This window comes from Paenibacillus sp. MER TA 81-3 (assembly GCF_023713585.1).
GTDB lineage: Bacteria > Bacillota > Bacilli > Paenibacillales > Paenibacillaceae > Paenibacillus_B > Paenibacillus_B profundus.
Genome location: NZ_JAMAWB010000003.1, coordinates 191,332 through 205,523, shown reverse-complemented (window position 1 = coordinate 205,523; position 14,192 = coordinate 191,332). Strand labels below are relative to the sequence as shown.

The window sequence follows — 14,192 nt, the reverse complement described above, 5'->3', positions numbered from 1 at the left end:
CTAATTCCGCTGATCGAACAAACGCCAACCGCAGCCGGGCACAAGAAGCTTGTAGAAATGAGCGGACTGGAATTGAAGAAGTGGTTCAATACGTCCGGTGAAGTATATAAATCGATGCAATTGAAAGATAAATTGCCGCAAATGAGCGAAGACGAGCAGTTGGAGTTGCTGTCTTCGAACGGAAAATTAATTAAGCGTCCGATCGTGACCGACGGCAAGCGGGCGACAGTAGGCTTTCGTGAAGAGATGTTCGAGAATACGTGGACTATTGCCTCCAAGCATTGAGCAGGTATGGTAGAATCAGCTAACCGCGATGAACCGCAATATATGGTATACTGGTAGGCATTGTATTGCGAAAGGAGTTAACACTCATGCTGGAAGAACAACTGGAAGAACATATAGAGACATCTCAACTGCCGCGTATTCTGTTAGTCGACGGGATGGCATTGCTATTCCGCGCATATTATGCGACGGCATATGGCGGCTCCATTCGCCGGATGAAGGACGGGACTCCGACCAATGCGGTATACGGATTTATGCGCTATTTTTGGGATGCGGTGCAGACCTTCGAACCGACCCATATCGCTTGCTGTTGGGATTTGAGCAGCAAGACGTTCCGAGCTGAGCAATATGACCAGTACAAAGCGAATCGTGCGGAGTGTCCGGAGGATCTGATTCCGCAATTCCAGCTCATTCGCGATGTGATGGATAGCTTCGGCATTCCGAACATTTCGGCGGAAGGATATGAAGCGGATGATTGCATCGGAACGCTAGCACGTCTCTACCGAAAAGAGATGGAAGTCAATATTCTAACAGGCGATCATGACATGCTCCAGCTTGTCCATGAACGCACAACGGTTATTATAATGAAAAAAGGGCACGGTAACTATGCGGTATACAGTCCGATCACTCTAATGGAAGAGAAGCAGCTGACGCCAGAGCAAATTATTGATTTGAAGGGTCTTATGGGGGACACATCCGACAATTATCCAGGTGTCCGTGGCATCGGCGAGAAGACCGCGCACAAGCTCATCCAGGAGTATGCTTCCATCGAGGGAATCCTCGACAATCTGCCGGCGCTAGCCAAAGGCGTGCGCACGAAGATTGAGGCGGATATGGACATGCTTCATTTATCGCGCCAATTGGCGCGGATTGAGTGTGATGCTCCGGTCGTGTGCGATACCGAACGCTGTCTGTTCGCGCCGGAACGGAATGCGGTGCATGCCGTATTCGAGCGGCTCGAAATGTCCAGCATAGCGAAATTAGTCGGAATTTGATTCATTCGAATAATAGCACAACCATAAGTGTCGCATATCAGCGGCAACAAAACGGTGAAGCTTGCTTGTTCTGTCATGATGTGACACGGACCAGCCTGCATCGCCGTTTTTTTTCAAGAGAAACCAGACATACCTTATGGGGATAAAGCCTACCTCTAAACGTACTCGCTCGTCTTCGAAAGGCCTCGATAGAAGATCCTTGGATTCGTCAGTTCCCTTTTCCGAAAAAGGTATGCCTGTTCGGCATCCATTGCCTCACTCTCCCCTTCATTCAGAATGGCAGCTTCCTTCCCTTTGAGCGAAACCATGTTGTCGGGCCTCCCGTACAATGGTCCTTAGATCCATTCTCCCATACCGTCAGGAGAGATAATGTCGAGGTTAGCATATGCCGTTCGGATCCATGGCATGAAGGGGCCGATAATGATGGAAGTAAACCAGAGTCGCCATTGGACGTGTCGCCTTCTGATGGAAGGGGAGAATGGAGCAAAGAGGCGGATGCAGCGAATCACCGCCAGTCAGAGCTCGCCACTGCCCGAACGGAATAACCTACCGGCTCGAAAAAGCGCTCATCGTGCTTCTCCGTGGTATTATCCACAAGAAGGGAGCGTTGTTGAAGTGAAATAACTGCACAATGTGATATATGGGAGCAAGCAGGAGAACAGATATCGTGGTTGTATCGTTCTCCATCCGCATCCTGCCGAGGCAGCGTTCATTCCCATTAACGGGTGTAAAAAGCCTGATTGAGGCTTCATCAATCTGGTCTTGGTCCTTAGTCCGTAAAGTGAACAGCGCCAATGACCATGGACAGAAAATGGCGTAAGTCTTCCGCTTCTTCATTGCCCAAGCGATAGAACGATTCCAAATAACCTTCTTCTTCTAAATCGTCTTGTCCCATAATGGCGGTTAGACCGCTCTGCAAATCAGTCACCAGCTTTTTGCCATAAAAGCGGTTCGTCGTCGTAACAGCCAGATCGAAGCGATGCATGCTCGGACCGATAAACGTAACGAAGCGCGTGGATGTCTCCTCCGTACCGTCTGATAAAAAGTCTATGTCGTTCATACTCATCTTGACGAACCTCCTTGTGTGGGTAACATTCCCATTATAACGCAACAGCGGCAACTTCTAAAAGAGCTGAACTGCACTAAAAGTAAGAATTGCAACCTCGCATGTCTATGTGGTATAATTTAGGTAAATTCATAACTAGGACGGGGAAGCACCTCTTTGAAATGCGTATAGCCGCATTTTGAAGGGGTGCTTTCTTTTTTTATGTTCCACATTATGAATGGATATAATGCACTTTACAATAAAGGAGGGATCGACACACATGCAAGTAGTCTGGACGGCAAGGTTCGATTGTCAGGAGGGCACAAGCACAGACGGACGAAAGGCGAAGAGCAAGGCTAAAAAAGAGGCTGATGCGATCAGATCTCAGCAAGGTCTCGTCACGGTTGGAGAAGAGGAAGGAGAATGGATCGTGTTGTGGGAAGTGGACGGCGGAGCATCTGAGGTGTGGTTCGAAGGATCCATCTGGGCCGAGATGCGTGCTGCGCTGCGCGGGGGCTTGGCTCAGCTGCTCAGCTCGGGCTACCGTATGGTGCTGGGATTTGTCCCGGACACCGACATTCATGAACGCCGGATGAAGGAGCGGCAGGAATGGGTGAATTGCTATGCCCAATTATACGCGAAGGAGGAAGTGTACGAGCAGTTGACCAAGTGGCGACGAGAGCTGGCAAGCCGCTTGAAGCGTGCCCCGTATTGGGTGGCGACGAACCGTATGCTTCGACTCGTAAGCGCATTTTTGCCGCATACACTGGAGGAATTGAAGCAGCTTCCGGGATTTGGTGAAATCAAAATACAATCGTTCGGGGACGATATCGTCGAAATAACGAAGCAGCATGAACGGAGCACGACCTTCCCATTAGAGTGGGTGCAAGCGGCTATCACCGAGCAGCAATTCGCACAGTGGATCTATTCGGAATGGGAAGCAAAGCAAAGGGATGAATTAACGAAGCTGACCGAGCGCAGAAAGCTTTTGGAGGGGATACAGCAAGGGCAGACCCTGTTGCAACTGATGGAACTTCTTCGCATTGATCGGCGTGAGCTCATTATGCGAATTGAAACGCTGGAACGGGAAGGATACCAAGTAGAGACGCTTGTGGAGGCCGAGTTAGCTTCAATGCCAAGGGAAGAAAGGCAGGCGATTGATATGGCTTTTGTGGAGCTGGGGGACGAATACTTAAAGCCGGTTTATATAAAAGCGTTCGGTGAAGCGGCCTTAGAGCAAGCCACCGCATCGGTGCAGGCTAACTATGAGCGGATTCGTCTTCTGCGTCTTCTGCATCGCCGTCAGAAGCATGCCCCTGCCGATCGGCAGGTGAGCTAAGAAAAAATATAATGCCCGTGTCCTTGATCGAGTCAGGAACACGGGCAATCGTATGGTCGCTTTTGTCAGATCCAATCTTTTTTCCGAAATAAATAGAACATGAATGCGCCGAGTATGAACATGAAGCCCATCGTATAGAAAGAACCAAAATCCCAATCCATGAACGGGATATAGTCGAAGTTCATTCCATAGATGCCTGTAATCAAAGTAAGCGGCATGAATATGGTCGTGATGGCGGTGAACACTCTCATAATGTCGTTCGCGCGATTCGCAATGCTGAGCTGGTAGGACTCTCGCAAGTTTCCCATCAGATCGCGGAACGTTTCAAACGTTTCGGACACCTTGACAGCATTCTCATAGATGTCACGGAAGTATTTTTGTAAATCATCGTCGATTAGCCGCAGTTCTTTACGGTAAAGGACGAGCAGCACTTCTTTTTGCGGAGCCAATCCTTTTTTGAGCCAGAGTATTTCGCTTCGCAAGCTAATGATTTCATTTAGATGGGTCTTCTTGGCGCTGACAATGAGCTCTTCTTCCAGATTGTCGATCTTCGCTTCAATTCGATCGGCTACCGTGAAATAGTTGTCAACGACCATGTCAATTAAGTGATATAACATGCGGTCTGCCGCACTGACTTCCTGTTCCCACAGGACCGGCTTTACCATGCGCAGCTCATTTATTTTCTGATTGGTTACTGTAATTATAAAGTGCTTGCCTAGAAATATGTTCAGCGAACGTAAAAATATTTCCTCATCATCAAATCGGATGCTGTTAAACACGATAAAGTAATGGCCTTCATAGATTTCAATCTTCGGGCGTTGCTCTTCTTCGCTCATACAGTCCTCTACGGCCAGATCATGCATGGAGAATAGAGGCTGGAGCACGAGCAAATCATCAATATCGGCATCGATCCAGTAAAAGCCTTGTTCAGGCGTCGTCAATGCGACATTGATGTCTTCCACAGGTGTAAATACCCCATCGTTTACAAGACGGATTTTCATTGCACTCACTCCTTCGCACCGCCAACTGTTGGCGGGCTGCGTCGTCTATTATTGACGATTCAAGCAGGGAGATGCTCATGACTTCGTCCGTCATTCGGTGCATAGACATACGTCAAGGCAGTTGAATGCTGTTCAACTTATGGGCACGAACAACAGACAGCAACGGTCTTGGGCGACATCGGTTCCTGTCGAATCGTCATATTCGGTTGTCCGTTCGTACCGTGGCACGGCCTCGGGTCGCCATCCATCCGAAATTCACCTCAACTTATTCGTTATAAATCAGGTAGTGCGGTCACGCACTTGTTAAGTATAACGCTCGTACTTTCACCTTTCAAGAAAAAATGAATTACAGAATTTAGTTGAAACCGAGAAAATGTGTGAAAGTATGAAGTTTGTCATTGATTTAACATATGCATTTCATAAGAGATGGTGAATTGCCTCTTGACGAGAGGCTGGTCTTTGCTATAAGTTATTACCAAGTCCTATTTGGCAAATGGCAAACAAATGAATAACGAACGATAGCAATCTTATCAAGAGCAGGTGGAGGGACAAGCCCGATGAAACCCGGCAACCGGCGTTAGCCATGACATGGCAGATTCTTGTTCCAAGAATCTTGCAGTTATGTACGTACGGTGCTAATTCTTGCAGCAGCGATCCAATCGTTGCTGACAGATGAGAGAGGCATGAGAACGTAATGCATGACCTTTCTCGAATTGCCGGGAAAGGTCTTTTTTGTATATGAAAAAGGACAGGAGCGCCGTATCCACTTGCTACATACGTTTGCCAGTGCTGCATGTATGGAACCAATATGAAGGAGGAGAGCGTCATGCCGATTAAAATTCCGGATCACTTGCCGGCCAAAGAAATACTGTCTCAGGAGAACATATTCGTTATGGACGAAACACGTGCGTATCACCAAGATATTCGTCCGCTTCGAATTGTAATTCTGAACTTGATGCCGACGAAAGAGACGACGGAAACCCAACTGCTTCGCTTAGTTGGCAATACGCCGCTTCAGGTAGATGTGACATTGCTCCATCCAGCGAGCCATACCTCGAAAAATACTTCGGCGGAACATTTGTCGTCCTTTTATAAAACGTTTGAAGAAATTGAGAATCAGCAGTTTGACGGCATGATTATTACAGGGGCTCCCGTGGAGCAGATGGATTTCGAGGACGTGAACTATTGGCAGGAGCTGTGCCTCATCATGAAATGGTCCAAGGAAAATGTGACCTCGACCTTTCATATATGTTGGGCGTCCCAGGCAGGTCTGTATTATCATTACGGCATTCGTAAATATTCACTAGACAACAAAATATTTGGGGTATTTCCCCATACGTTAACGAAGGAAAATGTAAGTCTGACACGCGGCTTCGACGAAATGTTCCTTGTTCCACAATCCCGCCATACGGAAGTGAGACGCGAGGATATCGAGCAAGTTGCCGCCTTGAATATATTAGCGGAATCAGAAGAAGCGGGAGTCTATCTGGTTGCGACTGAGGATGGCAAGCAAATCTTCGTGACCGGGCACTCTGAATACGATCCCTGTACATTGAAATGGGAATATGATCGGGATATCGCGAAAGGGATGGATATGGACATCCCCGCTAATTATTTTCCAAATAACGATCCGTCCAAAAAGCCGTACTCGACTTGGCGTGCGCATGCCAATCTGCTCTTTTCCAACTGGCTGAACTACTATGTATATCAAGAGACGCCGTATGAATTAGGCAGAGCCGTATCGCATAAGGAAGGGGCGCAATTATAATGGCTGCACAGAACTCAGACAATTACCGCATCGAAAGCCGGCTCGCACAGATCGGGTCGGTGCATGAGCCGAAGACAGGCGCCGTAACGTATCCAATCTTTCAAGCAACCGCGTATCGCCATCCACGGCTCGGGCAGAGCACCGGATTTGATTATATACGTACGAAGAACCCGACCCGGCAAGTGCTGGAAGACGCGGCGGCCGTCTTGGAAGGCGGAGATGCAGGCTTCGCGTGCAGCTCGGGGATGGCAGCATTGCAGACCGTATTCGCGCTGTTCAGTCAAGGGGATCATCTGATCGTGTCGTTGGACTTGTACGGCGGGACATACCGCTTGCTTGAACAGATCATGTCCCGCTTCGGCGTGTCGGCGGCCTATGTTGATACGAACGATATGGATGCGCTCGAGTCGGCGCGCAAGCCGGAGACGAAGGCGGTCATCATCGAGACGCCGACCAATCCACTCATGATGATAACGGACATCGAACGGGTTGCGGCTTGGGCTAAGGCACACGGCATGTTGACTATCGTCGACAATACGCTCCTTACGCCGTTCTTCCAGCGCCCAATTGAGCTTGGAGCGGATATCGTCGTCCACAGTGCGACGAAGTATTTGGGTGGACATAACGATGTGCTGGCTGGCCTTATCGTGACAAAGGGCAAGGAATTGTCCGACGAAATCGGATTTCTGCATAATTCAATCGGCGCCGTACTCAGTCCGTCGGATTCGTACCAACTGATGCGCGGCATGAAGACACTCGCCCTCCGAATGGAGCGGCATCAGACTAACGCGACGATCATTGCGAACTGGCTGCTGGAGCATCCGGCCATTGAAGCAGTGTACTATCCGGCGCTTCCGCATCATCCAGGCCATGATATTCAGAAGCGGCAGTCGGCGGGCAACACGGGCATCTTCTCGTTCCGCTTGAAGGATGCGCGGTATGTTGAGCCGATTCTGAGACATCTGAAGCTGATTGCATTTGCGGAAAGCTTGGGTGGTGTCGAATCGCTGATGACATATCCGGCCATACAGACGCATGCAGACATTCCGCAGGAAATTCGGGAGCGGATCGGCGTTGACGACCGTCTGTTACGCTTCTCGGTCGGTATCGAGCATACGGAAGACCTCATTGCGGATTTGGACCAAGCGATTGCTGCGGCAAAAGCCGAAATAGAGGGGTGACGAAAAAAATGAGCGAGCAACATAAGGGACACGATGACGAACTGGGAAGCAACCATCCCCAAAAAGGCGAGCGCCGCTTTGCGACGAAGCTTATCCACTTTGGCGGTGAGATCGACAGTAATACGGGGGCGTCCAGCGTTCCGATATACCAGGCGACAACGTTCCATCATCACGATATTTACGAGCCGCCTGAATATGACTATTCCCGTTCCGGCAATCCGACGCGACAGGCGCTGGAGAATTATATCGCTTTGTTGGAAGGCGGAAGCAACGGATACGCATTCGCATCCGGCATGGCTGCAATTTCGTCTGCATTCCTGCTCCTGTCGGCGGGCGATCACGTCATTGTAACAGAGGATGTCTATGGGGGAACGTACCGTTTGTTGACGTCTATCCTGACCCGCTTGCACATTGAATCGACCTTCGTCGATATGACGGATATCGAACAGGTGAAAGCAGCCCTTCGCCCGAACACGAAGGCCGTATACATGGAAACACCGTCCAACCCGACGCTCAAAATTACGGACATTGCTGAGGTGGCGGCATGGGCGAAGGAACACGGTCTCATCACATTGCTCGATAATACGTTTATGACGCCTTACCATCAACGGCCCATCGAGCTTGGCGTTGACATTGTACTGCATAGCGCGACGAAGTTCCTCGGCGGTCATAGCGACGTGCTGGCCGGGCTGACGGTAACGGCGGACGAGAGCCTTGGACACCGCGTCAAGCAGATGCAGAACGGTCTCGGCACCGTATTGGGCGTTCAGGACAGTTGGCTGTTGATGCGCGGGATGAAGACGCTGGAAGCGCGCATGAAGCAGAGCGAGCAGAGCGCGCGGCGTCTTGCCGAGTGGCTTCACGAGAGAACGGATATTGCCCGCGTCTACTATCCCGGGCTGCTGAATCATCCAGGCCGCGAGGTGCATGAGAAGCAATCGCAAGGCTATGGTGCAGTCGTATCCTTCGATGTCGGTTCCGGCGAACGTGCGAAGCAGGTGCTGAACCAAGTGAAGCTGCCGCTGGTCGCCGTCAGCCTGGGGGCTGTCGAGAGCATTCTATCCTATCCGGCGATGATGTCTCATGCGGCCATGCCGAAGGAAGTGCGGATGGAACGAGGCATTACGGATGGATTGCTCCGTTTCTCCGTAGGTCTGGAGCACATTGATGATTTGCTGGAGGACTTGGATCAAGCATTATCTTTGTCATAAAATAGAAGTAGTGAAGTTGCTTTATTCCTCTCGTTACAGGTATCGTACCGGACAAATCATCGGTTCAGCCTGTACCGGGAGGTGCTGTTTTTTACGGGCAAACTATGTTACCATTATTGCAGTTGTTGACATGAACTAGGAAATATCATGTCACGTACGGATGAGCCATATCGCGCACGTTCATATATCATTTGTGGCTGTGGCTGCGCCTAGATACGTTTTTCGCATGAGCATGCAACTTATGCAACTTATTTTTGAGAGGAAGTGACTGTACGATGTCACCGATTGACCGCATACTGGACAAAGCGCTGCGCGGCGAACGAATTGACACGGACGAATGCGTTACTTTGTTCGAAACCGACCAGATAGAAAAGCTTGGAGCCGTCGCCAATCAGAAGATGCAGAAGTGGCATCCCGAGCCCATTTCCACCTTCGTGATTGGTCGAAATGTCAACTACACGAACATTTGCGATACGTATTGTCGGTTCTGCGCGTTCTACCGCGCACCCGGATCGAAGGAAGGCTATGTCCTTCCGGATGAAGTCATTTTTCAGAAGATTCAGGAAACGATCGACGTTGGTGGTACGGAAATATTGATGCAGGGTGGAACGAATCCCGAGCTGCCCTTCAGCTATTATACAGATTTGCTGCGCGCGATTAAAGAACGTTTCCCAAGCATTACGATGCACTCTTTTTCGCCAGCTGAGATCTTGAAAATGCAGGAAGTATCTGACGGATTGTCGTTGGAGCAAGTCGTACGTGAAATTCATGAAGCAGGTCTGGACTCCTTGCCTGGCGGCGGTGCGGAAATATTGGATGATCGCACGCGCCGTAAAATAAGCCGGCTTAAAGGCTCATGGCGGGATTGGATGGACGTTATGCAAACTGCGCATAAGGTCGGCATGAACACGACGGCGACGATGGTCATCGGCTTCGGCGAGCTGCTGGAAGAGCGTGCGCTTCATATGGAGCGTGTTCGCACAGCACAGGATGAATGCCTGGCGCATGGATATTCTTCTAAAGGGTTCCTTGCCTTCATTCCATGGACATTCCAGCCAGACAATACGAACATGAAGGCGGAGCGCGTCAGTCCGGAGGAATATTTGAAGACATTGGCTATCAGCCGAATTTTCTTGGACAACATTCCGAATTTCCAAGCCTCTTGGGTAACGATGGGGCCGGAAATCGGGAAGTTGACGTTAAGCTACGGCTGCAACGATTTCGGCAGCACGATGATCGAGGAGAACGTCGTCTCCGCCGCTGGAGCGACGCACAAAGTGAACATCGAGAGCACGCTTCGTCTCATTCGCGAGGCCGGCAAGGTTCCGGCGCAGCGGGATACGAAGTACAACATCCTACAAGTGTTTGATGATGAAAATATGCGCGTAGAGCGTGATTTTATAATGCAGAATTAGTGTAGTGCAGAAGAACTCATAACACATAGTGGGCCATCATCATCATGCTGGCGTTGCCCGAGCCTCTTGCTTTGAAAGGGAGGAGGGCAGCGCCTTTTTTTGTTGGACGATGAGAGGTTTCCATTGTGATCCATTGTATTTTGTCCAATGGTTACGATAATTAGGAGCTCAAGTGTGGGGTGTCATTGGAAATACTCCAATAGAGTCCTATCCAAATGGCTTAAAGGCAAGAAAATACCCTGATTTGACTGGATGTTTTCCAATGGAATGGACGAATCGCGGTTGAAATGGACGAAATGACTGTACATTTTCCAATGGAAGTGCGCCGACTTTGACTTGTAAAAGGTAGAGATCCGAAAATAGACTAAGTTCAATCGATTAGATTCGTTTGGTTTAGCTCGCAAAATTCGACAACATCGGAAGTTCTTACCGGATGGAACTCCAAGTCCCATATTCGAAGCGTAAATAATAGTGTTATTACCCGAAAGGTGAAAACATGCATCAAGGCGGTCGACGGGGAGTCAGCTGCCTTTTTGCCTTTTCACGTCCCGGTTACAGGAACGTTTTGTCGCAACGAAAGTCCTATCTGCTGAGAAAAACAGGAATTTAGTTTTATGTCCAAACTCCCGATTTCCTCCGATATTTAGGTTTGTCGTTCACAAATAGAAAACGTGAATGAACAGACACAAGGGGGTTGTTGTACACATGAAACAGAAAGTATGGACGAGACTGGCCGCCGCTTTGCTGGCGGTAACCGTAGCTGCGGGAAGCCCAGCAGGCTTCGCCGCGGCCAAGCCTGTCGGTACGGCGGAAGAGCCGCACGGATTTATCCAATCGGGGAGCGGCAGCCTATGGTCAATGACGGAAGACGAGCGGTTAGGCTCGCCGCTAGGAGCCGTAGGGGAGTTGCCTTCCGCAGATTCGGCAGAGGCTGGAATGGAGGAACCGAAGCAGGCTCAGGCGCTTAAGAGCGAAGCGAGGCAGGATGTCCAGTCGACGTACAGCATGGCGCATTTGAGCTCGTTGTCGAATGAAGAACTTACGGATCTGCTCGCGGGCATCGAATGGCGGACGATTCCCGAGCTGTTCAAATATAACGAGGATACCCGCCGGTTTTATGCGGACGAGGACCGCTTTCAGGCCATCGTGGACCGATTGGAGGAGAGTGGCAGACGGTTCACGGCGGAGGACGATCAAGGCATTCCTACGTTGGTGGAGGTGCTCCGTTCCGGTTACTATTTGGGGTATTATAACGAGAAACTCGGACATATCAATGAGGCAGCGTACCGGGAAAAAGTACTGCCCGCTGTAAAGGCAATTACGGAAAATCCGGCTTTTGCTTGGGGAACGCCGGTGCAGAACGAGGTCATCGGAGCGACGGGCAAGCTGATATCCAACACTACGGTCGAACGGGATATCGTTAACCGCTTGGCGGGCGTCCTGGCAACGTTCGTCGACCAGACGGATGCGTACGACGGCGATCCTTCGGTGGGAGAGGCATTCTACAGCCTCATTCAAGGAGTCGGCTATGTGCTCATGTGGCGTATGGACGACCCTGTCCAGGAAGCTGCGTTCAAAGGGGGCATCGACGCTTATCTGGAGCAGTTGTTCCGGATGGTGAAGGAGGGGCCGAGATCGGCGGACAAGCTGTGGCTGATGAACAACGCGATATACTATACGGGTTCGCTCGGGCATTTTTACAGCGATCCGCTGCAGGCGAACCGGGTGCTGACGGAGATTATGCAGACGGAGCCGGCGCTTAGCGAGGTATATTTCGTGGCGGCCGACCAAATTGCGCAACGCTACGCAGGGATGGATGCCAACGGAAGCCTGGTAGATATGACCGCGTTGAAGCAGCAGGGGAAAGAGCGCTATCTCCCGCAGCGGACCGAGTTCGATGATGGCCGATTCATATTCCAGACGGGCAACAAGTTGAGCGAGGAGCAGATTCAGCGTTTGTATTGGGCCGCGAAAGAAGTTCAAGCCCAATTCCACCGCGTCATCGGCAGCGATAAGGCGCTGGAGCCGGGCAATGCGGACGACGTGCTGACAGTTGTCATTTACAACAATCCGGATGAGTACCGGATGAACCGCTATTTATACGGATACGAGACTGAAAATGGCGGCATCTACATCGAAGGCGACGGGACGTTCTTCACATATGACCGGACGATCGAGCAGAGCATTTACAGTCTGGAGGAACTGTTCCGGCACGAATTTACCCATTACCTGCAGGGGCGGTACGTGGTGCCGGGCATGTGGGGCCGGGGACCACTCTATGACGGGGGGCGCATGCAGTGGTTCGACGAAGGCGGAGCCGAATTCTTCGCCGGCGCTACGCGGACGGAAGGGATTCAGCCCCGCAAGTCGGTCGTGGGCAATCTGAGGCACGACGGACCGGAGCAGCGTTTCTCCGTGTCGGATACGGTGAATGCGCAGTACGGCACGTGGAAGTTTTACGATTATTCGTTTGCCTTGTACGACCATCTGTACCGGCACAACTTTGCGGCGCTTGACCGGATTCACGATGCCATCCAGTTCAATGATGCGGGGTCCTATGAAGGGCATCTTGCGGCAATGAGCGGCGATGCGGGATTGAATCAATTGTACCAGCGCTCCATCGAGGAGCAGGTTGCCCAGTATGACAGGTTGACGGTGCCGCTCGTATCCGACGATTATATGCGGACACCTGAGCCTAAGCCGATGCGTGACATTTACGGAGAGATTGCGTCCATGGCGGGATTGAGCAACGTGAGCACGCAGGAACGGGAGTCCCGTTTCTTCCAGACGTTCGAGCTTCGCGGCACGTACATCGGCGGGGCTGCGGCAGGGGAAACGCAGGATTGGCAGACGATGAACGGTCTTGCCGACGAATTCCTGAAAGAACTAACGGCTCGTTCGTGGGACGGGTATAAGACTGTGACTGCTTATTTTACGAATTACCGTATGGACGGGGAAGGGCGATTCGTCTACGATCTCGTGTTCCACGGCAAGCTGCCTGCCGACAGGGATAGCGTAGAGAACCCGGATGGAGACGGTAACGGCGGCGACGGGGGGGACCCGAACGGCGGCCATGACGGTAATGGACAACCGAACGTAGAACGGGAGCCGAACGATACCTGGGAACAGGCCATCCGCTTGATTGCGGGCCAATCCGTATCCGGCAAGCTTGAAGACACGGATCGGGTCGATATCTTCCGCTTTGATGTCGAGAAGGCGGGAGATTGGATGTTAGAGTTGGAGACCGCACAGGCGCAAGGGGCGGCTTGGGTGCTCTACCACGAGTCTGACTTGACCAACTATGCCGCTTACCCGAGCCGCGTGGCCGACGCGAGTGTGGCCGGTTCTGTTGCGGCCCTGCCGGGCACCTATTACGTGTATGTATATGCAACGGCGCTGGGAGAGCAGCCATACCGCATGCTCGTCCAGCCGGGAACGCTGCCTGAGCAGCAACCGGAACCGGAGAATCCTCTGTTCGAAGAGTCAGAGCCGAACGATTCGCCTGATACGGCTAACGGGCCAATTCCAACGGGCCGGACGGTCATCGGAGCCCTTGAAGGGGATGACGATAAGGATATGTTTGTGGTGGACGTGGATAAGCCGTCGGCGCTTCGCATTGAGCTGGAGAAGCGGCTTGGCGAAAGCGTCAACTGGATGCTGTTCCGGGAAGGCGATACAGACCATCCGGTCTCATATCCGATCGAATTGGATGACAAGCGGATGAGCGCCGGTTATGAAGCGGAACCGGGCCGATACTATGTGCTTGTGTACAAGTATGCCGATGAGGATGTTCATTACACTTTGCAAATCCGTTAACAAGAGTCAGCCTCCCGTACCGCGGTCCAACCGTGGGCGGGAGGTTTTTTATGATTGGGAGAGAGGCGTGTCTATCACTTAGTGAAAAAGTTCACTAATCAAAAGACAATTAAGCAAGAACGGCCTGACGAATGTCGAA

General features: G+C 51.2%; 11 protein-coding genes, 1 pseudogene and 1 riboswitch. Of the genes and pseudogenes, 9 read left to right on the top strand and 3 right to left on the bottom strand.

Annotation, left to right across the window (positions count from 1 at the left end; translation table 11 throughout):
- Both M3650_RS05390 and M3650_RS05385 read left to right on the top strand, forming a co-directional pair.
- Positions 1-285, top strand: a pseudogene (locus M3650_RS05390) (ArsC/Spx/MgsR family protein); the annotation flags it as partial.
- A gap of 86 nt (positions 286-371) precedes the next feature.
- Positions 372-1,277, top strand: coding sequence for a 5'-3' exonuclease (locus tag M3650_RS05385; RefSeq protein WP_019421785.1), 906 nt, complete (start codon positions 372-374; stop codon positions 1,275-1,277).
- A 155-nt stretch (positions 1,278-1,432) separates the two neighbouring features.
- Here M3650_RS05385 and M3650_RS05380 read toward each other — a convergent pair whose 3' ends face one another.
- On the bottom strand, positions 1,433-1,585 hold the full coding sequence (locus M3650_RS05380; RefSeq protein ID WP_251573029.1) for a hypothetical protein: 153 nt from the start codon (positions 1,583-1,585) through the stop codon (positions 1,433-1,435).
- Between the two features lie 170 nt (positions 1,586-1,755).
- Between M3650_RS05380 and M3650_RS05375 the strand changes: the two genes are divergently transcribed.
- Positions 1,756-1,896 (top strand): hypothetical protein, encoded by a 141-nt coding sequence (locus M3650_RS05375; protein ID WP_251573027.1) that lies wholly within the window; start codon positions 1,756-1,758, stop codon positions 1,894-1,896.
- A gap of 150 nt (positions 1,897-2,046) precedes the next feature.
- On the opposite strand, the gene M3650_RS05370 is transcribed toward M3650_RS05375, so the two are convergent.
- Positions 2,047-2,343 (bottom strand): DUF3055 domain-containing protein, encoded by a 297-nt coding sequence (locus M3650_RS05370; protein WP_233698320.1) that lies wholly within the window; start codon positions 2,341-2,343, stop codon positions 2,047-2,049.
- A gap of 259 nt (positions 2,344-2,602) precedes the next feature.
- On the opposite strand from M3650_RS05370, the gene M3650_RS05365 reads away from it, so the two are divergent.
- The gene (locus M3650_RS05365) at positions 2,603-3,661 is read left to right on the top strand and encodes an HRDC domain-containing protein (RefSeq protein WP_251573025.1); all 1,059 of its coding nucleotides are present in this window, start codon (positions 2,603-2,605) and stop codon (positions 3,659-3,661) included.
- Between the two features lie 65 nt (positions 3,662-3,726).
- Here M3650_RS05365 and corA read toward each other — a convergent pair whose 3' ends face one another.
- A complete protein-coding gene (corA, locus tag M3650_RS05360; RefSeq protein WP_233698322.1) occupies positions 3,727-4,662 on the bottom strand; it encodes a magnesium/cobalt transporter CorA in 936 nt (311 codons plus the stop codon).
- A gap of 524 nt (positions 4,663-5,186) precedes the next feature.
- Positions 5,187-5,341, top strand: a riboswitch (SAM riboswitch).
- 147 nt (positions 5,342-5,488) lie between these two features.
- Here corA and metA point away from each other — a divergent pair.
- The 5 genes from metA (at position 5,489) to M3650_RS05335 (ending at position 14,053) form a co-directional block, all read left to right on the top strand.
- Positions 5,489-6,430, top strand: a complete 942-nt coding sequence (metA, locus tag M3650_RS05355) for a homoserine O-acetyltransferase MetA (RefSeq protein ID WP_019421791.1) — start codon at positions 5,489-5,491, stop codon at positions 6,428-6,430.
- Positions 6,430-7,611 carry an aminotransferase class I/II-fold pyridoxal phosphate-dependent enzyme gene (locus tag M3650_RS05350; protein WP_251573023.1) on the top strand — a complete coding sequence of 394 codons (1,182 nt, stop codon included), beginning with the start codon at positions 6,430-6,432 and terminating at the stop codon, positions 7,609-7,611. The genes metA and M3650_RS05350 overlap by 1 nt, the downstream gene beginning before the upstream one ends.
- An 8-nt stretch (positions 7,612-7,619) precedes the next feature.
- The gene (locus M3650_RS05345) at positions 7,620-8,822 is read left to right on the top strand and encodes a trans-sulfuration enzyme family protein (protein WP_019421793.1); all 1,203 of its coding nucleotides are present in this window, start codon (positions 7,620-7,622) and stop codon (positions 8,820-8,822) included.
- A 275-nt stretch (positions 8,823-9,097) separates the two neighbouring features.
- Positions 9,098-10,237: a cyclic dehypoxanthinyl futalosine synthase gene (mqnC, locus tag M3650_RS05340; RefSeq protein WP_251573021.1), complete on the top strand. Its 1,140-nt coding sequence runs from the start codon at positions 9,098-9,100 to the stop codon at positions 10,235-10,237.
- Positions 10,238-10,942: 705 nt separating this feature from the next.
- Complete coding sequence (locus M3650_RS05335; protein ID WP_251573019.1) at positions 10,943-14,053, top strand: collagenase; 3,111 nt, start codon at positions 10,943-10,945, stop codon at positions 14,051-14,053.
- The last annotated feature ends 139 nt before the right edge of the window (positions 14,054-14,192 follow it).

Bases quoted from the DNA above. Each gene is read 5' to 3' on its own strand.
- M3650_RS05345 (WP_019421793.1), top strand. From the start codon at position 7,620: ATGAGCGAGCAACATAAGGGACACGATGACGAACTGGGAAGCAACCAT.
- M3650_RS05335 (WP_251573019.1), top strand. From the start codon at position 10,943: ATGAAACAGAAAGTATGGACGAGACTGGCCGCCGCTTTGCTGGCGGTA.
- M3650_RS05350 (WP_251573023.1), top strand. From the start codon at position 6,430: ATGGCTGCACAGAACTCAGACAATTACCGCATCGAAAGCCGGCTCGCA.
- mqnC (WP_251573021.1), top strand. From the start codon at position 9,098: ATGTCACCGATTGACCGCATACTGGACAAAGCGCTGCGCGGCGAACGA.
- M3650_RS05375 (WP_251573027.1), top strand. From the start codon at position 1,756: ATGGAGCAAAGAGGCGGATGCAGCGAATCACCGCCAGTCAGAGCTCGC.
- corA (WP_233698322.1), bottom strand. From the start codon at position 4,662: ATGAAAATCCGTCTTGTAAACGATGGGGTATTTACACCTGTGGAAGAC.
- M3650_RS05365 (WP_251573025.1), top strand. From the start codon at position 2,603: ATGCAAGTAGTCTGGACGGCAAGGTTCGATTGTCAGGAGGGCACAAGC.
- M3650_RS05380 (WP_251573029.1), bottom strand. From the start codon at position 1,585: ATGGTTTCGCTCAAAGGGAAGGAAGCTGCCATTCTGAATGAAGGGGAG.
- M3650_RS05370 (WP_233698320.1), bottom strand. From the start codon at position 2,343: ATGAGTATGAACGACATAGACTTTTTATCAGACGGTACGGAGGAGACA.
- metA (WP_019421791.1), top strand. From the start codon at position 5,489: ATGCCGATTAAAATTCCGGATCACTTGCCGGCCAAAGAAATACTGTCT.
- M3650_RS05385 (WP_019421785.1), top strand. From the start codon at position 372: ATGCTGGAAGAACAACTGGAAGAACATATAGAGACATCTCAACTGCCG.